The organism is Isachenkonia alkalipeptolytica (assembly GCF_009910325.1).
GTDB lineage: Bacteria > Bacillota > Clostridia > Peptostreptococcales > T1SED10-28 > Isachenkonia > Isachenkonia alkalipeptolytica.
In genome coordinates this window covers 81,415-100,666 of the sequence record NZ_SUMG01000001.1, presented here as the reverse complement: position 1 = coordinate 100,666, position 19,252 = coordinate 81,415, and the positions used below count along the sequence as shown (strand labels likewise).

Genomic DNA, 19,252 nt, shown 5'->3' with positions numbered 1-19,252 from the left:
CCTAAAAAAACCTTTTCAAATTAATTGTTACCTACACCATTCTATAGATTTCTTGCTCGTTTGTCCACAGGAATTACTCCAAAAGTAAATCTCCCATTACAATTCCTATTATTTTTTCATCAAGATCGTATATCGGTAGGGCTATGGTCACACAGTACTGATAGCTGTAATCGGAAATATAGGGTTTTGAAGTAAAGGCCTTTCCCCGGATGCTTTCCTTAAAATACGGCCGGTGTTTGAAATTCCCCTGTAACTGTTCCCGGGTACCTTTAATAGCAATACCCTGTAAGTCTCCCTCTTTGTCCATGATACTGATCAATTGAAACAAGGAGTTTTTTTCAACCGCCTCCATGAGAAGTCCCCGAAGGGCCCCCGGCTTCATCTTTTTTACATCGGAATGCTGTGCAATACGGTTGATTTCCTTTCTTCCCCCTTCCATAACCCTTCGGGTTTCTTCCGTAATTTTATAGTCCTGAACAAAACCTTCCACCAATTGGTCCACTTCCTTGGTCATGGTCCCCAGTTTTTGAATATCTTCGAAGATCAGTTCCAGAGAAGCGGTCTGCTCCTGGGAGGAGGAAGCGGCCTCCTGCGAGTATACCGAGGTTTTTTCCATGGCCCGGGCGATGGTGTCGATGGAAGTCTTTACCCTTTCCACCAAGTCAAACTGATTTTTCGCAAGGCTACGAATGTTTCCGATGGCCTTTGCAGTCTCTTCCGTGGATTGCACAATCAAATCCAGTTCCTCTTTGCTCTGATTGACTAAGGTTAACTCTCCGGTAATTTTTTTATTCTGTCCTTCAATTTCTTCCGAGATTTTTCTCGTGTTTTCCACCATCTCAGAAATGATTTTTTCTATATCCCCGGAATGCTCCGCGGATTCCGTGGCTAATTTTTTTACTTCCCCTGCCACAACGGAAAACCCTTTCCCCATTTCCCCGGCCCTTGCGGCTTCAATGGAAGCATTTAAGGCCAATAAATTGGTATTATCGCTGATCCCCGCCACCAGACCGGTGATTCTTTGAATATTGTTGGCCTGGGATTCCAGACTTTTCATTTTCTTTCCTAAATCCTCGCTCCACTGTCCGTTTTCCTTATAACTGGTGATGATTTTTTCCAAAAGCCGGGTACTGGTATGTACAACCTTTAGAGTGTTTTTTGCCATGGCTTCGGTTTTTTCACTATGACGCAGCACCCCTTCCATATCCTTGGACATGGTCTCGGAAATTCTTTTCATATTACCCAGGGCTTCGTTTTGTTCCGTGGCTTCCGTAGCAATGTCCATAACCCCCTGGGAGATCTCCTGGGATGCATCAAAAATCTGTTTGGTGTTGCTTTCGATTTCTCCGGTGAAAATCATGTTTTTTTCATTGGCACCGTTGATATTCCCCACAAGTTTTTTTACACTGCTCAGGAGTTTTCCCAGGGAGGCCTGAAGTTTTCCCAGCTCCTTAGTTTCCCTCTGATCAAAGCGCAAGGTTAAATCTCCATTCGCCACCTGCTCCACTTTTTCTTCCAGGGCTTGAATTTTTTTATTATGTAACCCAAACATTTTCCTACCTCCTTTATGGAATTTCTTTAAAGTCCTTTATACTATTCTAGATGATTCAGCAAATTCCCTGCATTTTTCGAGTTTTTTTTCTAAAAGCCCGAAAAATACATAAAAAAACTTTGGAATCTTTTTTTAGATTCCAAAGTTTTTAGGGCTTATTATTTACTGATTATCCCCTGTTATTAATACCTCCCCGGCGTCCCGTCCCTATGGCTGTCTTTCTGTTTAATATCGGAATACTGCCGCCACTGGTTGGCTGTCCGGCATTTTGTCTTCCTGGAGAATGTACACGTTTCCACTGTTCAGGAAGGTATGAACCGAGGCGAAATTCAGCAGTTCCTCCCGGTTGCTGTGGGAATCATCAAGAATTTCCACTTTCTGGGCTTTCGCATCATAGGTTCCCCATAACTGCGTATTTTCTCTGATCAGTAGGGATTCTATCCGCTGATTGTAGGCGCCGTTTACGATCTCTTCAATATTATGGGAGGCTTTTCCCGATCCGATCAGTTGATAATATTTATCCAAGGCTTCTTGTTCCTCTTTTTCTAAATAGGGCTTAATAATTTCCCAACCCTCATTTTGCAGTTCCGATTCTTTTTTATTATCGGGATTTCCCACGATGCCTTCTTCCAGAAGTTTCGGGTATTTGTTATTTTCCTTAAATATAGGATGGAGGAAATCCACCGCTGCTAAAATCATTGGAATTTCTTTATCTCCTAAAGCCTTGTATAGGCTCTGGCTTACCACTTGAAAGTATTTTCCGATGTCTACTTTTTCGTCTTCCATACCGTATCCGTGTCCGTGGAATACCGCGGCCCCCCCGGGGGTTCTTGCACTGTGTTGCAGGGTAGGAGCAGGGGTGTCATATTGCAGGGCATCTTTAAAATTCTTTGGAACCCCCTCCAGTTCAACTTCCGATACTTCGTCTCTCGTACAATGCAGCAGTCGGACATCGTTTTGACTGATGGCCAGGATGTAAAACTGACCGTTTCGTTGGAATACGGGAAACAAAGGCTTAATGTAAAAGTGGTCCTTCACCACTGCGGTATCTTCAAATTCTACAGGCATATTGTAATAAAACATCTGATCCTCTGTGGCAAAGATGGCAAATCCCCGATCCAGGGTGCTCCAAAACTTGGTATAGTCCACCAGCTCTTCCATAGGGGCGGTGAATTTTTTGATTTCAGGTTCTTTTAACCCCTGTTTTGCCAGTTGGGCTGCCCCATCTTTAATCAGGTTTTTAAATCGAATTTTACCCTGCTGGGGATTTCCTTCCTTTACTCCCGTGGCTAAAAAAATCGACAGGTTTACGTTTTTCCGATTTTCTAATAACTTATCCAACTGATTTCTTGTAAACACTATGATTCCTCCTCTTTTATTTTTTATATACCCCATGGTACCGATGTACACATCCGCAGTTTCCTCTTTTTTACCCCGGGGTACTTTCCGTCAAGTGTATTATCATTATACCCAGTTTATAAAAAGTATACACATTTAACCGAAGATCTTTCTTAAAAGGACCGGTTTTCTTTGAATTGTTTGAATTCTTGCAGGATTCCTTATTGAAATATGAAATATTGAGGAAAACATGCTATAATAGTACTATAGAATCAAAACCAAGTAGAAAGGTGATGTTTTATGAAGATTGTAACTGATAGTTCTTGTGATTTACCGAAAAATCTCATTGAAAAGTATAACATCGATGTAATTCCCCTGAAAATTGAAATTGATGGCGTCGACTTTACCGATGGAGTGGACCTCAGCCATGAAGAGTTTTTCAAGAAAATGAAAGCTTCCCCCACTTTGCCTAAAACTTCTCAACCCTCTCCCCAATCTTTTTTGGATTCCTTTAAAACCGGGGTGGAAAATTACAAGGAAGTCTTAAGTATCCATTTGTCTTCCAAACTCAGTGCCACCTTTGATGCAGCCAATGTGGCCAAGGAAAAGGTTCAGGGAGATATCGAAACCTTCGATACCTTAAGTGGATCTATCGGCGTAGGCCTTCAGGTACTAAAAGCTTCTCAATTGGCTGCGGAGGGCATCTCTAAATCCGACATTGTGGAAAAGTTAAGGGAATACCGGCAACAGATGAATGTGGTGGTCTACTTAGAAACCTTGGAAAATGCAGTTAAAGGAGGACGGGTCAGCAAACCGAAAGAGTTTGTGGCCAACCTTTTCAACCTGAAGCCCGTGGTTCATGTGGATGAAGGCTATGTAAAAATACTTAAAACCCTCCGGGGAAAAAAGAAGGGTCTTCGCACCCTGATCGAGGAAATGGAAAAGAAAAACATCGACTTTCAGGACCGAATCATCGGCATTACCCATTGTGATTGTTTAGAGGATGCTCTGGCCCTGAAGGATGAAATCGTAGAAAAATTTTCCCCCAAAGAAGTTCTGTTGACCACCATGGGTCCTGTAATCGGTACCCATGCCGGTCCGGGAGGATTACTGGTTTGTTTCTAAACCGAAATAATCGAAAAAAAACACTGCAGGGATCGATCCCTTGCAGTGCTTTTTTATTTCTTTTTAACTTTCCTCATTTCAAAATCTCTGCTTTTATGGATGATTAAAGATCCTAGTCCCGACGATACAGAAACTCGGGGATATCAAAGTCCTTAGAAGCTTCCGTCTCCTTTTTCTCCTCTTGGTTCTCTCCCCTGGAATTTTTAGTTTCCGAAGGAGTCTTCCCTTCTTCAAATCCCGTAGCAATAATGGTAACTTTAATTTTGTCTCCGATATTTTCGTCAATGACCGATCCAAAAATGATATTGGCTTCCGGGTCCGCTTTATCGGTGATGATTTCTGCAGCCTCATTGATTTCAAAAAGATTCATATCCGAATTTCCGGTAATATTAAGTAAAACCCCTTTCGCACCTTTAATAGAAGTGGAAAGCAGAGGACTGTCAATGGCTTTGTTTACTGCCTTTACCGCCTTGTTTTCTCCTTCGGCCACGCCCACACCCATGTGGGCAACGCCTTGTTCCCGCATTACGGTGCTTACATCGGCAAAGTCCAGATTTACAAGCCCCGGGATGGTAATCAAATCAGAAATACCCTGCACCCCTTGGCGCAGTACGTTGTCTGCTAATTTAAAGGCATCCAGCATACTGGTGTTGCTCTCCGCAACTTCTAACAGTTTGTCATTGGGCACCATCACTAAGGTATCCACATGCTGTTTTAAATCCATCACGCCGGCTTTCGCCGCCTTCGCTCTTCTTTTTCCTTCAAACTTAAAGGGTTCCGTTACCACACCCACAGTGAGAATTCCTAAGCGTTTGGCTACCTCCGCAATGACCGGTGCGGAACCGGTGCCGGTTCCACCGCCCATGCCCGCTGTGATAAAGACCATATCCGCCCCTTGCAAGAGACCTTCGATTTCCCCTTCGCTTTCATTGGCGGCTTTTTTACCGATTTCCGGATTGGCCCCCGCTCCCAGTCCTTTGGTAATTTTGTTTCCGATCTGCAGTTTGTGGTCCGCTACGGAGTTGAACAAGGCCTGTTTATCCGTGTTGACCGCTATGTATTCTACCCCCTGCAGTCCTGAGTTCACCATGTGATTAAGGGCGTTGTTGCCGCCTCCCCCGGTACCGATCACTTTGATTTTTGCAATATGGCTGTCATCATTTATATCGAACTCCAACATCTCTATCCACTCCTTCTAAATAGTCTTAACCTCTTTATTCCCTACATTATACTATATTTTCCGATAGGTTCAAACATAAAAATAAAATCCTTTCTCTATTTAGCACCAATTACCCAGGAAAATCCTTCTTATTTCTATTTTCAATGCTTATACTAGTTATTTCTCTTGTTTATTTTTTAACACTTGCAATAATATTCTGAAGAATATAGAATAGATTTCGTTGGGCAATTTTAAGGATTTGCTACAATATTCAAAAATTTAAGGAGGTTTTATACTTGGCATCTTTAGAAAAACAGCAGGAAAGAGGACAATGGAATTCCAAAATCGGTTTTATTCTTGCCGCCGCTGGATCCGCAGTAGGACTGGGAAATTTATGGCGTTTTCCCGTGGAAGCCGGCCGTAACGGCGGTGGAGCATTTTTAATGGTGTACTTTGCAATTTTATTATTAGTAGGTTTTACCTTAATGTTAGCAGAATTGGTAATCGGTCGGCATACCCAGCTGAATGCCATCGGAGCCTATAAAAAAATCCGGTCTAAATGGGCTTGGGTGGGAGGCATCGGTGTTTTAGCATCCTTTTTAATTCTCTCTTTTTACAGTGTTATCGGAGGATGGATTATTAACTATCTGTTTCAAACCGTAAGCGGCGGACTCAGCGGTTTCGAGTCTGGAGCTTATGAAGGGATTTTTATGGACTTTGTGGGAAGTTCCTTTCAACCGGCGCTTTTCCACGGTATTTTTGCCCTTATCACCCTTAGCATTGTTATGGGTGGTATTAGCGGCGGAATTGAAAAATACAGTAAAATTTTAATGCCGGGACTATTTGTTATGATGCTGATTATCATGGTTCGTTCCTTGACCTTAGATGGTGCCATGGAAGGGGTGCAGTTTTTCTTAGCCCCGAACTTCTCAGCGATCACCGGAGATGTGATCCTCTCCGCTCTGGGACAGGTTTTTTTCTCTCTAAGTCTTGGGATGGGGGTAATTATTACTTATGGAAGTTATCTTCCAAAAGGCGAAAACCTACCTCAAAACTCATTTTTTATTCCTTTACTGGATACCATGATCGCTCTGGTTGCCGGACTTACGGTGCTGCCTGCAGTATTTGCCTTAGGTTTTGAACCGGATACCGGTGCGGGACTGCTGTTTATTACTCTTCCTGCAGTATTTGCAGAAATGCCTATGGGAATCTTTTTTGGAGGTTTGTTCTTCCTATTGGTACTGTTTGCAGCACTAACCTCGTCAATTTCTCTGTTGGAAGCTTCTGTATCCTTCGTTGTAGATAAGTTCAATTTCAGAAGAAAGAATGCCGCTTTTTTAATGGGGGCATTGGTATTCCTTGTGGGTCTTCCCTCTTCCCTAGGAATGGGCGCTTTAAGCCATGTGGAATTGATTCGGGGTATGAACATTATGGATTCCATCGATTTCTTTGCCAGCAATCTGTTGCTGCCCATCGGAGGATTTTTCCTTTGCATCTTTATCGGATGGATTTGGGGCATTGAGAATGCCATTAAAGAAGCCACCAATCAAGGAACCATCAGCTTTAAGCTTGCAGGAGTGTGGAGTTTTTTAATCAAATTCGTAGCACCAATTGCAATATTCGTGGTGTTTATTCAAGGACTTACCTAAGAATCTTCTTACCTAAAGATCTTTTCGAAAACAAAAAAACAACCCTTCCTTTCATCAGAAAGGTTGGGTTGTTTTTTTGTTTTATCATTGAAAAAATCCGGCGCTTCCCTCATGGAATGTTAAATTACTCCTCCACTCTCAATCCGTCTTTTTTTAGAGCTTCCCGAACCTTAGTAAGATCCTTCTCTGGCTGAATGATTAAGCGATAGAGATTCAACACTTTCGCATCCTCCGCCACGATTTTTTTAATGTTTACATTAAGCTTCGTAAACACATCCAACACCTTTGCTAATTGTCCCGACATATTCTCTATGTAGACCACAATCTTATCTTCAGTGATCCCGAATAGATCCACTAGGTATTTAAAAATGGCTTTATGGGTGACAATGCCTGCAAAGTCTCCCTCTTCCGTATTTACAGGAATAAAGGTCAACTGATTGTCCACAAACTCCTTCGCTGCCAATTCCACCGGCGCTTCTAAGGTGGTGAACCGTTCATTTTTAATAATCAGAGAATCCTCAATTTCCTGATTTTTATAAGCCTCTTTATTGTCCATATCCGCCAGTACCCGGTAAAGCTTTTCTTTATAAATGGTTCCCAGTAAATCATTGCCCTTAACCACGGGTAGGGAGAAAATTCCGGTTTCTTCAAATCGTTTCAACACATCCTGAACTCTATCCGTGCTTTTGACTATGGTCAGGTCCTCCTTCGGTACATATATGCTTTTAATTTTCATGTTCCACTCTCCTTCATTGTTATTCTTACTCTAGGACTCTTATACCCTATACCCTCTATTTTACACATCCAATTTTATCGGTTTCTTTCACAAAAATGTACCAGGGGGTCGGACCCCCTGGTACATTTTTGTAGCATGTTTATTCTGACGAAATTATCCCAGGAATTGCTCCATGTCTTCTTCTACGGTCTGGATTCCGTTAATTCCAAAGGTTTCTACTAGAACCTTGGCTACATTCGGTGATAAGAATGCCGGTAAAGTCGGCCCAAGTTTAATATTTTTTACTCCTAGATGTAGTAACGCTAATAGAACGATTACCGCTTTTTGCTCATACCAGGCAATGTTATAGGAGATCGGTAATTCATTGATATCGTTTAACTCGAATACTTCTTTAAGCTTCATGGCAATCACTGCTAGAGAGTAGGAGTCGTTACACTGTCCTGCATCCAATACTCTTGGAATGCCACCGATGTCTCCTAAGTCTAATTTATTGTATCGGTATTTTGCACAACCGGCGGTTAAAATCACAGTATCCTTCGGCAGTTCCTGAGCAAAATCCGTATAGTAATTTCGATCTTTCATTCTTCCGTCGCAACCGGCCATTACAAAGAACTGCTTAATGGCTCCGGATTTCACGGCGTCCACTACTTTATCCGCAAGCTCTAGAACTTGGTTATGGGCAAATCCTCCGACAATTTTACCTTCTTCAATTCCTGTAGGGGCTTTCGTGTTTTTGGCATGTTCAATTACTTCAGAGAAGTCTTTTTTTCCGCCCTCGGCTCGATTAGGGATATGCTTGAATCCGGGGTATCCGGAAGCTCCCGTGGTATAAATCCGGTCACTGTAGCTTGCTTTCGGAGGTACGATACAATTTGTGGTAAACAGTACGGGTCCGTTAAAGCTTTCAAACTCTTCTTTTTGCTTCCACCAGGCATTTCCATAGTTTCCTACGAAGTGATCATGTTTTTTAAAGGCCGGGTAGTAGTTTGCCGGAAGCATTTCCGAGTGAGTGTATACATCCACACCGGTTCCTGCGGTTTGTTCCAGCAGTTCCTCAAAGTCTTTTAAATCATGTCCGCTGACTAGAATTCCGGGATTATTTCGAACACCGATTTCCACTTCTGTAATTTCCGGATTTCCGTAATTGGAAGTATGGGCTTCATCGAGAAGGGCCATTACGTCCACCCCGTATTTACCGGTTTCCAATACCAAGGCTACCAGGTCATCGGCGGTAAGCGTGTCATCTTCCGTTGAAACCAGAGCTCGTTCCATAAACTCGGAAATTTCCGTTTTATGCATATTCAGGTTCAGGGCGTGCTCTCCGTAGGCCGCCATACCCTTTAGTCCAAAGATGACTAAGGATCTAAGACTTCGAACGTCTTCATTTTCCGTTGCAAGTATTCCCACTTCTTTATCTTCGGATTTCTCTTCGAAGTTCTTTCTTTCCCCTGTCCAGGTGACAAATCCTTTGTAATCTTTGTTTTCCAGCTTTCCTTCTTCTTTTAACAAGGCCTTTAGTTCTTCTCTTTTCTCTAAGGCTTTTTCAATACGGTCTTTAATGGCTTCACCGTCAAAGTTTGCATTGGTGATGGTGGAAAATAATCCGTCCATCATTAAACGGTCGGTTTTATCCCGGTTCAGTCCCGCTTTTCTGGCTTGAAGGTTTAGCTCCGCTACCCCTTTTAACGTATAAATTAATAAATCCTGAAGGTTGGAAACGTCGCTGGGCTTTCCACAGGCTCCTGCTTTAGCACTACAACCGACATTCCCTGCAGCTTCTTGACATTGATGACAAAACATTTCATTACTCATGAACTGATCTCTCCTTTAATGGTTTATTTCTTGCTTAAAACCATCATATAATACCCTTCTCTTCGGTTCCGTGATGAAACTCACACTTTTGAAATCTCTTGATGATTCAAAAATTCCATTATATAATGATAGTCTAATTGAAATCAGAAATAATAAAAAGAGGTGCCCTATGAAATTACTTGAACTTCAACTTAAAGATCTGGTATTAATTGCCTTAACCGTGTCCGCAGTCTTTGTTTTGGGTTACATTTTAATACCCGTCATGCAGTTTATGCCTCTTCCCGCCTATAAGGCCATCATCGTTTCTCCTATCTATGCAGGGGGTGTGACTTTTTTAACAAAAAAAATACCGAAAATCGGTATTCCCTCTCTCTTAGGTCTATTAATCGGGGTCCTTCTAAGCGGATTTTTTATCGGGATGTTTTTCATCGCTTTTTTTGGAGGCATCTTAACCGATCTTTTTTCTTTCCTGGTTTTCAGAGGATACAAAAGCAAAAGAAGCATTATTCTTTCTTCTGCTTTTTTCCCCGCAGTACAACTTCCCCTTACCTTTTACATGGCCGCCTACACCATCGGCGGAGTTTCCGGGGAAGCCTTGAGTCATCCTGTGCTGGTAATTGTCCCCACCATCCTTACCTTTGTCCTTGGTTATCTTGCTTCGGTAGGAACCTTTCGGCTATTGGAGAGGCGAAATCTTTAATCCCTTTATCCTAATTTAATATGATATTCTAGTTTAGTATGAACTCATGAAAATAAATCCCATCTACGGGAATGCCGGTTTCTGCATAAATCAAATTAAGCAACTCCTCTTTAAAGTTTTCCATGCCTTCCCGGGTGCTTAAAGATTCTTCGTCCCATGATAGAAGGGTTTCAATGGTTAAGTCCCGAATCACATACTCCTTTGTGGCCATGGCCTCTTCAAAGGCTTCCTCGCTTCTTAAATAGTAACTCATCTTCACCCGCCCGCGGCCTGCGGGACCGCTACTGCTAATTTTAATGTTCTCGCTATAGGCACTTCCGTGAGTCTGCCCTTCCACCGAGGCCTCCGGCCCGCCCTCATGGGCAAAAAACAAATAAACCGCCACTAGAACCCCGAGGATCGCCGCTCCGGCCACAACCATCGGGGCATATTCATGTTTCAACCACTTTTTAAGGAATTTCAAGTTCTCCTTTTCCATCTTAAACATCTTTCAACCATGCCTTCCGTAGTCTTTTGATTTCCTTTTCATATCCAGAAAGATCATTAGGGGTCTCTAGATTGAAAGGGAGATGGCGAAGGCTGGGATGACGGATGATTCTTTCTAAGGCCTCTTCGCCAATGGTGCCCTTGCCTAAAACCTCGTGTCGATCTTTCTTCGAGTGAAAGGCGGTTTTGCTGTCATTTAAATGCACTGCTTTTAACCGTTCCAACCCCACCAGTCGATCGATTTCTTCCAAAACTTCTTCCAGGCGATCCACAATATCATATCCCGCCGAATACAAGTGACAGGTATCTATACAGATCCCCAGCCTCCGGGAATCCTCCACCCCATCAATGATTTTTTTCAATTCTCTCAAATCTCCGCCGATTTCCGTCCCCTTCCCCGACATTCCTTCCAGCAAAATCGGCGTGGATTGACTTTCGCCTATAGCTTCGTTCAGTGCTTCAATAATTTGTTGAATGCCGGCATCCACCCCCTGTTTAACGTGGGATCCGGGATGAAAAATATAATAACAGTTGGAGATTTCCTCCACCCGCTCTAAATCCTCCTTTAACAAGCCCTTGGAAAAATCCCGGGTATCTTTTTTATTCGAAGCCAGATTCATGGTGTAGGAACCGTGGGCGAATATCGGAGCAAACTCCTCTTCTTTCATCAACCGGTGAAGGTTTTGAAGATCCTCGGGGTTTAAGGCCTTGGCCTTTCCTCCCCGGGGATTCCGGGTAAAAAACTGAAAGGTGTTGGCTCCCAGGGAAAGTGCCTCCTTCCCCGCATGATAAAATCCCTTACCGATAGATATATGACAACCGATTTTTAACATTTACAGCACCTCTCTTAAATAATCATTTCAATTTTCTTCTCTTTTTTCAAGAGAATTTCCGTTGCTTGACGTAATGTCCCGTCTTCCTGTATCACGGTTTTTTCAGGGAACCGCACCCGGATACTGTGTCCCTTTAATAAATGAATCCCTTGAACGGTGCCGTGGGTGCCCTTAAAGATCTTGGGAAAATGGCGCAGCAGGGTTCTTAGGGGCATCTTCTCTACCACGCATATTTCAAAGGCCTTCTCCCTGGGATTCCCTCCGGGGCAAACCTTCATGCCGTTACCGATAAACTGACCGTTGCCCACGGCCACAAGGTAAACTTCCTTTGTAAACTTTTTATCATCTATGTAGACGGTTGCTTCCTTGGGCTGATAAATCCACAGCATTTTTAAGGTGCTGAATAAATAATTCAGCTTTCCTTCTCGAATAATATTTTTATTTTTTTCTTTAATAATTTCCGCATCCACACCCCAGCCCAAAACATTTATAAAATAATGTTCATTTACCGAGGGGACATAGAGCTCTTCCGTTCGTCCTTTTTCAATGGCTGTGAGTCGTGTTTCAAAGTCTTCCGAAAGGCCCAGGGTTTTAATAAAATCATTTCCCGACCCCAGGGGAATCGCCCCTACTTTTATATCTTTACCTATGATTCCGTTGATCACTTCGCCCAGGGTGCCGTCCCCTCCCACAGCAATTACATCGGTGTAATTTTTATGAAGCTCTTCCTGCACAAGGGCGGTGATGCCGTTGACTTCCTTGGATATGATAATTTCGTAGTCGAATTTCTCAAACCGCTGCCGGATCTTTGGGATGGCTTTTAAACCTTTCCCTTTCCCCGCCGCGGGGTTAATAACAAAAAGTATTTTTCTCATGGGGATTCTCCGTTTCTGAATTTCTGTAGTCGATGATTTTTCCATCACCGGTATTTATTATACCATAAAAAACACCGGCGCTCTTTCCTTTTATGAACCGGAGCCGGTGTTTGCTAATGGTTTCCATCCAAACCTAAATACTGTGGACGTCACTGTAATTTTTACGAATATAAGTCCGGGCTTCTCCAATCATATATAAGGAGCCCACCAAAACGATGACTTCTTCCTCTCCGGTAATGGCATAGGCCTTATCGATGGCCTCGGATACCCGGGGTTCCGGATACATGGGTTTTTCATAGGCCCTAAGCATCTCCTGCAAATCTTCAGCCTCTGCCGCCCGGGGCCCGAAGGGCTTCGTTAATACAAACCGGGCTCCCAAGGGAGCGATTTCTTCAAGGAAACTTTGGATATCCTTATCTAAGAGCATACCGATCACAAAGGTGATGGACGCCTTGGGCAGATGCTGTTTCAGGGTTTCCGTCAGGGCCTTGGCCGCCTGGGGATTATGGGCCCCGTCAATAATGGTAAGGGGCTTTTTTCTTAGGATTTCAAACCTTCCCGGCCACCGGGTATGGTAAAACCCCTCCCGGATCATCGAGGGATCATAGGAAACTTGACCCGTGGATTTTAAGTACTCCAAAGCAGTTAACGCAGTAATGCTGTTATAGATTTGATAGGAACCTAATAGCCGAATACTTAAGGCGTTATACTCCTGTCTCCCGACTTTTATGGAAAAGTGCTGTTCTCCCAGGGATGCCCCTTCCAGGATTAAGGAAGAAAAATCCACGGGAAGAATGGGGGCCTCCTTGGCATTTGCAATCTCCCGGATTTGTTCCATGGCCTCTTGTTCCTGGGGATAAAGAATTACCGGGATCTTTTCCTTGATGATTCCCGCCTTTTCATAGGCGATTTTTGCCAAGGTATCCCCAAGGTACTCGGTATGATCGTAACCGATGTTTGTAATAATGGAAAGGATGGGCCGCTCCACCCCATTGGTGGCATCAAACCGTCCGCCGAGACCTACCTCAAGAACGAGGAAATCTACGGATTGCCGATGAAAATAGTCCAGGGCGATGGCCGTGACCACTTCAAATTCCGAAGGATGATGTTTTCCCTCTTGAACCATTTCCTGAATTTTCTCTTTTACCTTCTCCGTAGACCGGACTAAGTGCTCCTCGGAAATTTTTTCTCCGTTGATCTGCATTCGCTCCCGAAAGGTTTCCAAATAGGGGGAGGTGAAAAGTCCCACTTGATACCCCGCCGCCTTTAGCCCTCCGTGAATAAAGGAGGAGACCGACCCTTTTCCATTGGTTCCCGCAACATGAATAATTTTCAACTCTTTTTCCGGGTTTCCCAGACGGTGAAGAAGCTCTCGAATATTGGTAAGTCCGATTTTCTTGCCGAATTTATAGGTACCATGAATATAATTTAACGCTTCCTGGTAATTCATATGCTTTGCCTCCATGTAAGTCAATCTCTGTAAAAGGGTCTAACGAATCAGTTTGGATAATTCTTTAAATTTCGGATGGGTGGATTCTTTTAACAGATCAAACAGTACCGTTTCCGTGTTGGTAATTACCGCTCCCATTTCCTGCATTAAAGATAATCCGTTATAGTAGTTCTCTTCCCTTCGGGAAGAAACGGCGTCGGACACCACATAAACCTGGTAACCTTTTTCAAGAAGGGTGCGCACGGTCTGAAAAACGCATACATGAGCTTCAATCCCCGCAATAAGTATCTTTTGTCGGGGTTCTTTGGAAAGCGTCCCTTCCACTTCCGTGGTGCAGGCACTGAAGGACATCTTTTCTACCGGCGTTAGATCGCCAAACAAATCAGATAAAGGCTTTACCGTATGGCCAATCCCCTTAGGATACTGTTCTGTAACCATGGTGGGTAAATCCAGAGCCTTCGCAATTTCCATTAAAATCCCGGCATTTTTCACCGTGTCCTCGGATCGATACATGGCGGGTACTAATTTTTCCTGGAAATCAATAACCAACAGGGATGTTTCTTTGGGGTTTAGGGTAAATTTATTCATCAAATACCTCCTTTAATTAAGTAGTAAGGATCATTTATCAACATTATTGTAGCACGGGGAAAAAATCAAAGCAAACAGAACTTTCAAAACTCCCCTCAGTGGGCAATGTTTAAAAGTGAAAAAATAGGATAAAAGGTATTATAAGAGGGCCATTCGGGATTTGACCCGGGCCCCGGTATAGTTGTTACCGTGAATATTATGAATAAAGGAGGCCATATTATGAGTAAATTGTCCGAACAAAAATGTATCCCCTGCAGTGTAGGGACTCCCCCTATGGAAAGAGAGGAAATCCAAAAGTATGAAAAAGAATTAAAAGATGACTGGAAAGTGGTGGATGATCATCACTTGGAAAAAAAATTAAAGTTTAAAAATTTCAAGGAAGCCCTGGATTTTACCAACAAAGTAGGAGAAATCGCCGAAGAGGAAGGCCATCATCCGGATATTTTCCTTTCCTGGGGGAAAGTGGAACTTAAGGTTCTAACCCATAAAATCGACGGACTCAGTGAAAGTGATTTTGTCTTTGCGGCGAAGGTGGATGAAATTGATCCTCAATAACCAAAGAAGTTCTTCCCATGAATAAAATTCCAGCCCCCCTTACCCTAAGGAGGAAAAAACATGGCCATGTATGATCTTTTTATGAAACCCTTCGAAGAAAAGGGCCTCAAGGGGTTAAGAAAAAAGCTGATCCCCAAGGCCCGGGGGTCGGTTTTGGAGATCGGTCCCGGGACAGGGCTGAACCTCCCCTATTACGACCCTGAAAAAATATCCTCCCTGGTACTGATGGACCGGGAGTTAAACCGTCGGGTTTTAGAAAAAAAACTCCAGGGCTATCCGGCCTTAAACCCGGATTTAAGGGAGGAAAACGTAACGGCTTTACCCTATCCCGAGGCAAGCTTCGATACCGTAATATTTACGTTGGTTTTCTGTACGGTAGCCGATGCAACCAAGGGCTTCAAGGAAATAAAGCGGGTGCTGAAAAAAGATGGAAAAATCATCTTCATCGAACACATCCGGCCGGAAACAGAGCCTCTGGGAAAGACCTTTGACATCCTCACCCCCCTATGGAAAAGATTGGCCAAGGGTTGCCATTTGAACCGAAAAACCGAAGAACATTTACAATCCCTAGGGTTTCAGCTGGAGTTGGAACCGAAACTAATGCAAAGCATTTTCGTGGGAGGTACGGGAAATCTAAAAAAAACTGCTCCATAAGAGCAGTTTTTTTCATCGTTGTAGACCAGCTATTTCCTGATATTCTACAAGAGAATGAAGGCCAGCAGGGAGGCAAAACTTCCCACCAGCACTAAAAGAGAGGCCCCATAGGAAAGCTTCCAAATGCTGTATCGGGAATAATGCTTCAAGACCGGGGTTAACAGTCCGAAGGCAAAACCGCTGAACAGCCCGCCGAGATGGGCCGCATTATTAATGGAGGGAACGGTGAACCCTAAAAACACATTAATGAGTATCATCGGCAGTAAGGTGGTGCCCGTTATGGATTTCAGTAAACTGGGCGTATCCTTTCGAAAACCGGTACCGAAAAGAAGGCCGATCAAGCCGAAGATTGCTCCCGAGGCCCCTACGGAAATGGTTTCCGGATTGACAATCAGTGTGGTGATACCGGCAATAATTCCGGTGCTTACGTAAATGGTTAAGAATTTATAGGAGCCGTAAACCTTTTCCGCTAAGTTTCCAAAGATATAGAGAATATACATATTGAAAAAAATATGCATCAATCCTCCATGGATAAACATAGAGGTAACCAGGCGAAACCATTGTCCCTCCTCAATCATCAAGGGCCCGAAATGGGCACCGAAAACCAATAACCAACGGATGTCTCCAAAAACGTTCATGCCTCCGATCAGAAACATCAATAAAAAAACCAGAGCATTGATAAAAATCAAGTAATTTGTAAAGGTATTTTTAAATTTCATTAGCGGACTCCCTTCCTGAGGTGTTTTTGTACAGGTATATGTTAGAATTGATTGATTTAATTCTTCGGCTTTGATTAAGGAATAAGCCTTAGTTTAACATGTTCCCGGGGAAAACACAAAATTCTTTTTTAGGCTATATCCAAGTATATACCCAAAATGTTAGGCAATCCTAACAAAATATAAAACCCCTTCCTCTGTACATCCAGAGGAAAGGGCATAAAAAACGGATTCTATAAACCGATTAACAAACTACTTTTGATCCTTAGGGCTGCTGGGAGCATCCACTAAGGCTTCATCCTGTACCGCGGAGGTAATCGCTTCATTGAGAAGATGACTTTCCTCTACGGATTCCAACTGCTTTCGTACCGTTTCTTCCACTTCATACTCCTGGGAAAGACCTGCCCTTAGAGAGTACACAATAAGTAGCAGAATCACGGCAAAGGGAAGTCCCGTAGTAATGGAGGCGGTTTGTAAGGTGGTTAAGCCCCCTCCGATCAGTAAAGTGGCGGCGACAACCCCTTCCATAATAGCCCAAAATACCCGTTGAGGCACAGGAGAATCCAGTTTTCCTCCAGAGGTTAAGTGATCCACCACCAAGGAACCGGAGTCCGAAGATGTGACAAAAAACACGGTAACCAGGACAATGCCCACACCGGATAACAGTGCAGTAAAGGGCAGATTTTCCACCATGGCAAATAAGGCGATAGACTCATCAATGGCTACTGCGGAAGCAATATCCGCAATGCCGTTGGTTTGCATAAACAAGGCCGTATTTCCGAATACCGCCATCCATAAAAAGGATAACAGCGTTGGAAACAGCATTACGCCAAGGATAAACTCTCGAACCGTCCGTCCCTTGGATATCCGGGCAATAAACATCCCCACAAAGGGAGACCAGGAGATCCACCAAGCCCAATAAAAAATAGTCCATCCTCCCTGCCAGTTGCTGTCTTTAAAGGTCTCCGTCCACAAACTCATTTGGGGAAGGCTGGTAATGTAGTGTCCCAGATTCTGGGTAAAACCGCTAAGAATGTATACCGTGGGGCCTAAGATTAATATCAAAAGCATAAAGATCCCTGCAAGGCCCATATTAAGTTCACTGAGGCGTTTAACGCCCCCATCCAGCCCTGCCATTACAGAAATCGTAGCAAATCCGGTGATTACAGCGATCAAAATCACCTGGGTGGTGGTGTTGATCTGAAAGTCGAACAGGAAATTCAATCCTGCATTAATCTGCTGCACACCCAGTCCCAAAGAGGTAGCCAATCCGGTTAAGGTAGCCAGAACCGATAAAACATCAATCAAGTTTCCCCAGAATCCGTAAATTCGATTCCCGAGAATCGGATAAAAAATTGACCGAATCGTCAAAGGCAGCCCTCGATTAAAGGCAAAAAAAGCCAAGCCGAGACCTACAATCGAATAAATCGCCCAGGGGTGGATGCCCCAATGAAAAAAGGTCGTGGTCATTGCTGCTTCCGCAGCGCCGGGATCCCCCGCAGGAATGCCGAACATCGGCGAGGGGCTTCCAAAGTGCGAGATCGGCTCTGCAATACTCCAGAAAAGCAAACCGATTCCCATCCCCGCACTCAGGAGCATGGCATACCATCCCAACTTACTAAACTCCGGTTGGGCGTCGGCACCTCCGATTCGAATATTGCTAAATTTACCGAAAGCAAAGTACACGGCGGCTACAATAAAGATGTTTGCCACCAGAATGAAAAACCATCCCGCCTGGGTGGTAATAGCTCCCAAGGCGTCATCAAATAATAAGGCCGCTCGATCTTGAAACATTAAGGTTAAAAAAATAAAAACGATAAGAATACAGGAGGAAATAAAGGTAACCTGGGGATGAATATCAAATCCATAGCCCGTCCAGTTATCTTCCCCCGGTTCTTTTTTCCCCGCGTCATTAAACAGTGAGGCGGTGGGTCGAATCTGTAGTCCTTTAAAAGGCGGTCGTTCTTTAATAGCTTTTTTCCGTGCTTCCACTTCTGCCTTCTTCAGCTTCTTGGCTAAAGCCCGTTTGGAAGCAATTTCTTTTTCCCGTTGTTCATTCATAATTTTTAACATCACTCTCCTATCTGTAATTTTAAGTACCGATCAAAACCGAATATTATTACCAAGGCTCCGAATTCCTCTTGTCAAAAACGCATTATATCACGTTTATATATTCCCTTGCAATCTTTTTAGAAAAAGAATCAAGGGGCTACCCGAAAATTCCTTAAGTCCCCTCGAAAATAATCCCCGTTACTTAATACCCGGGTTTTTTTCTCGAGAATATGAGAATAACGCTCCCTATAAGAATCAGGGCCGTAGCCCCAAGGGGTATGATTTGTAAGATCAAAGTTTCGCTGTTGTTTTCAACACTGATCCCGATAAAGGCCCAGACAAACACCCCGGCAAAAAGAAGGTCCCTGTAGTATTTTACAAAGGTTAAGGCCAGTATCGCCCCGACACCAATTAACAGTCCGGTCCAAACCCCTTCACTGAACAGCCGATAATCCCAGTTCATGTAATCGATGAAGATAAAAATATTTGCAATGGTGGCGACGGTTATCCAGGCTAAGTAAATGGAGAAGGGAGTTTTGACAAAGATTCTTTCCTCCTGAGGAACCCCTTGTCTTTTTTTGTTTAATAACTTGTAAATCACAGCTAAATTCAGCAACAGTAAAACAATAATTCCCAGGGCTACCCCGATGTATAAATAATGCCATGCGATAATCCATGCACTGTTTAAAATACAGGAGGCCACAAACCACGGGATGATTTTTTCAATGTTCCCGCTTCTTCGAGAGCCGGGCAGCAACTGATAGATGCCGAAGGCGATCAGCCCTAAATAAATCACCCCCCAGATGGCAAAAACATAGCCTGCGGGTGTAAAATAAACCCCGAAGCGATCCGACACCTCCCCGGCGGTAATATCGTTGATCGGCAGGGCATTCGCCAAATAGTTCATCGTTAGCACCAAGGCTAAGGCTAAGATGGTTATCAATGCACCGACTTTTCCTCTCATAATATAAA

The 19,252-nt window shown here is 43.6% G+C and carries 18 protein-coding genes; 5 read left to right on the top strand and 13 right to left on the bottom strand.

All coding sequences use genetic code 11. The features are described 5' to 3' along the window. Window positions 1-73: 73 nt before the first annotated feature. Both ISALK_RS00480 and ISALK_RS00475 read right to left on the bottom strand, forming a co-directional pair. Window positions 74-1,552 carry a methyl-accepting chemotaxis protein gene (locus ISALK_RS00480; protein WP_160718272.1) on the bottom strand — a complete coding sequence of 493 codons (1,479 nt, stop codon included), beginning with the start codon at window positions 1,550-1,552 and terminating at the stop codon, window positions 74-76. 225 nt (window positions 1,553-1,777) lie between these two features. Then, entirely contained in the window at window positions 1,778-2,911 is a 1,134-nt protein-coding gene (locus ISALK_RS00475) for a baeRF7 domain-containing protein (RefSeq protein ID WP_160718271.1), read from the bottom strand. A 279-nt stretch (window positions 2,912-3,190) separates the two neighbouring features. On the opposite strand from ISALK_RS00475, the gene ISALK_RS00470 reads away from it, so the two are divergent. Continuing rightward, window positions 3,191-4,015 (top strand): DegV family protein, encoded by an 825-nt coding sequence (locus ISALK_RS00470; RefSeq protein ID WP_160718270.1) that lies wholly within the window; start codon window positions 3,191-3,193, stop codon window positions 4,013-4,015. A gap of 112 nt (window positions 4,016-4,127) precedes the next feature. On the opposite strand, the gene ftsZ is transcribed toward ISALK_RS00470, so the two are convergent. Further along, complete coding sequence (ftsZ, locus tag ISALK_RS00465; protein WP_160718269.1) at window positions 4,128-5,195, bottom strand: cell division protein FtsZ; 1,068 nt, start codon at window positions 5,193-5,195, stop codon at window positions 4,128-4,130. Between the two features lie 275 nt (window positions 5,196-5,470). Between ftsZ and ISALK_RS00460 the strand changes: the two genes are divergently transcribed. Next, entirely contained in the window at window positions 5,471-6,823 is a 1,353-nt protein-coding gene (locus tag ISALK_RS00460; RefSeq protein WP_160718268.1) for a sodium-dependent transporter, read from the top strand. 124 nt (window positions 6,824-6,947) lie between these two features. On the opposite strand, the gene ISALK_RS00455 is transcribed toward ISALK_RS00460, so the two are convergent. After that, window positions 6,948-7,559, bottom strand: a complete 612-nt coding sequence (locus ISALK_RS00455) for a CBS domain-containing protein (RefSeq protein WP_160718267.1) — start codon at window positions 7,557-7,559, stop codon at window positions 6,948-6,950. Window positions 7,560-7,712: 153 nt separating this feature from the next. Next, a complete protein-coding gene (gene hcp, locus ISALK_RS00450; RefSeq protein WP_160718266.1) occupies window positions 7,713-9,371 on the bottom strand; it encodes a hydroxylamine reductase in 1,659 nt (552 codons plus the stop codon). A gap of 169 nt (window positions 9,372-9,540) precedes the next feature. Here hcp and ISALK_RS00445 point away from each other — a divergent pair, with 169 nt between their 5' ends. Next, window positions 9,541-10,071: a hypothetical protein gene (locus ISALK_RS00445; RefSeq protein ID WP_160718265.1), complete on the top strand. Its 531-nt coding sequence runs from the start codon at window positions 9,541-9,543 to the stop codon at window positions 10,069-10,071. 28 nt (window positions 10,072-10,099) lie between these two features. On the opposite strand, the gene ISALK_RS00440 is transcribed toward ISALK_RS00445, so the two are convergent. The 5 genes from ISALK_RS00440 to ISALK_RS00420 form a co-directional block, all read right to left on the bottom strand. Next, window positions 10,100-10,549 (bottom strand): flagellar basal body-associated FliL family protein, encoded by a 450-nt coding sequence (locus ISALK_RS00440; protein ID WP_160718264.1) that lies wholly within the window; start codon window positions 10,547-10,549, stop codon window positions 10,100-10,102. A gap of 1 nt (window position 10,550) precedes the next feature. Further along, window positions 10,551-11,390, bottom strand: coding sequence for a deoxyribonuclease IV (locus ISALK_RS00435; protein ID WP_160718263.1), 840 nt, complete (start codon window positions 11,388-11,390; stop codon window positions 10,551-10,553). Between the two features lie 14 nt (window positions 11,391-11,404). Continuing rightward, window positions 11,405-12,265 carry a diacylglycerol/lipid kinase family protein gene (locus ISALK_RS00430; protein ID WP_160718262.1) on the bottom strand — a complete coding sequence of 287 codons (861 nt, stop codon included), beginning with the start codon at window positions 12,263-12,265 and terminating at the stop codon, window positions 11,405-11,407. 133 nt (window positions 12,266-12,398) lie between these two features. Continuing rightward, complete coding sequence (locus tag ISALK_RS00425; protein ID WP_160718261.1) at window positions 12,399-13,715, bottom strand: bifunctional folylpolyglutamate synthase/dihydrofolate synthase; 1,317 nt, start codon at window positions 13,713-13,715, stop codon at window positions 12,399-12,401. A gap of 39 nt (window positions 13,716-13,754) precedes the next feature. Then, complete coding sequence (locus tag ISALK_RS00420) at window positions 13,755-14,303, bottom strand: isochorismatase family protein (RefSeq protein WP_160718260.1); 549 nt, start codon at window positions 14,301-14,303, stop codon at window positions 13,755-13,757. A 219-nt stretch (window positions 14,304-14,522) separates the two neighbouring features. Between ISALK_RS00420 and ISALK_RS00415 the strand changes: the two genes are divergently transcribed. Both ISALK_RS00415 and ISALK_RS00410 read left to right on the top strand, forming a co-directional pair. After that, on the top strand, window positions 14,523-14,858 hold the full coding sequence (locus tag ISALK_RS00415; protein WP_160718259.1) for a 4a-hydroxytetrahydrobiopterin dehydratase: 336 nt from the start codon (window positions 14,523-14,525) through the stop codon (window positions 14,856-14,858). A gap of 60 nt (window positions 14,859-14,918) precedes the next feature. Beyond that, entirely contained in the window at window positions 14,919-15,512 is a 594-nt protein-coding gene (locus ISALK_RS00410; RefSeq protein ID WP_160718258.1) for a class I SAM-dependent methyltransferase, read from the top strand. A 44-nt stretch (window positions 15,513-15,556) separates the two neighbouring features. On the opposite strand, the gene ISALK_RS00405 is transcribed toward ISALK_RS00410, so the two are convergent. The 3 genes from ISALK_RS00405 to ISALK_RS00395 all read right to left on the bottom strand — a co-directional run bounded on the left by ISALK_RS00405 (window position 15,557) and on the right by ISALK_RS00395 (window position 19,244). Beyond that, on the bottom strand, window positions 15,557-16,231 hold the full coding sequence (locus ISALK_RS00405) for a rhomboid family intramembrane serine protease (protein WP_160718257.1): 675 nt from the start codon (window positions 16,229-16,231) through the stop codon (window positions 15,557-15,559). A 249-nt stretch (window positions 16,232-16,480) separates the two neighbouring features. Further along, window positions 16,481-18,301, bottom strand: a complete 1,821-nt coding sequence (locus ISALK_RS00400; RefSeq protein ID WP_236660212.1) for a BCCT family transporter — start codon at window positions 18,299-18,301, stop codon at window positions 16,481-16,483. 181 nt (window positions 18,302-18,482) lie between these two features. Continuing rightward, window positions 18,483-19,244, bottom strand: a complete 762-nt coding sequence (locus ISALK_RS00395; protein ID WP_160718256.1) for a TspO/MBR family protein — start codon at window positions 19,242-19,244, stop codon at window positions 18,483-18,485. Between the last annotated feature and the right edge of the window lie 8 nt (window positions 19,245-19,252).

Bases quoted from the DNA above. Each gene is read 5' to 3' on its own strand.
- ISALK_RS00480 (WP_160718272.1), bottom strand. From the start codon at position 1,552: ATGTTTGGGTTACATAATAAAAAAATTCAAGCCCTGGAAGAAAAAGTG.
- ISALK_RS00470 (WP_160718270.1), top strand. From the start codon at position 3,191: ATGAAGATTGTAACTGATAGTTCTTGTGATTTACCGAAAAATCTCATT.
- ISALK_RS00420 (WP_160718260.1), bottom strand. From the start codon at position 14,303: ATGAATAAATTTACCCTAAACCCCAAAGAAACATCCCTGTTGGTTATT.
- ISALK_RS00400 (WP_236660212.1), bottom strand. From the start codon at position 18,301: ATGTTAAAAATTATGAATGAACAACGGGAAAAAGAAATTGCTTCCAAA.
- ISALK_RS00405 (WP_160718257.1), bottom strand. From the start codon at position 16,231: ATGAAATTTAAAAATACCTTTACAAATTACTTGATTTTTATCAATGCT.
- ISALK_RS00455 (WP_160718267.1), bottom strand. From the start codon at position 7,559: ATGAAAATTAAAAGCATATATGTACCGAAGGAGGACCTGACCATAGTC.
- ISALK_RS00395 (WP_160718256.1), bottom strand. From the start codon at position 19,244: ATGAGAGGAAAAGTCGGTGCATTGATAACCATCTTAGCCTTAGCCTTG.
- ISALK_RS00430 (WP_160718262.1), bottom strand. From the start codon at position 12,265: ATGAGAAAAATACTTTTTGTTATTAACCCCGCGGCGGGGAAAGGGAAA.
- ISALK_RS00415 (WP_160718259.1), top strand. From the start codon at position 14,523: ATGAGTAAATTGTCCGAACAAAAATGTATCCCCTGCAGTGTAGGGACT.
- hcp (WP_160718266.1), bottom strand. From the start codon at position 9,371: ATGAGTAATGAAATGTTTTGTCATCAATGTCAAGAAGCTGCAGGGAAT.
- ftsZ (WP_160718269.1), bottom strand. From the start codon at position 5,195: ATGTTGGAGTTCGATATAAATGATGACAGCCATATTGCAAAAATCAAA.
- ISALK_RS00435 (WP_160718263.1), bottom strand. From the start codon at position 11,390: ATGTTAAAAATCGGTTGTCATATATCTATCGGTAAGGGATTTTATCAT.
- ISALK_RS00440 (WP_160718264.1), bottom strand. From the start codon at position 10,549: ATGGAAAAGGAGAACTTGAAATTCCTTAAAAAGTGGTTGAAACATGAA.
- ISALK_RS00410 (WP_160718258.1), top strand. From the start codon at position 14,919: ATGGCCATGTATGATCTTTTTATGAAACCCTTCGAAGAAAAGGGCCTC.
- ISALK_RS00445 (WP_160718265.1), top strand. From the start codon at position 9,541: ATGAAATTACTTGAACTTCAACTTAAAGATCTGGTATTAATTGCCTTA.
- ISALK_RS00425 (WP_160718261.1), bottom strand. From the start codon at position 13,715: ATGAATTACCAGGAAGCGTTAAATTATATTCATGGTACCTATAAATTC.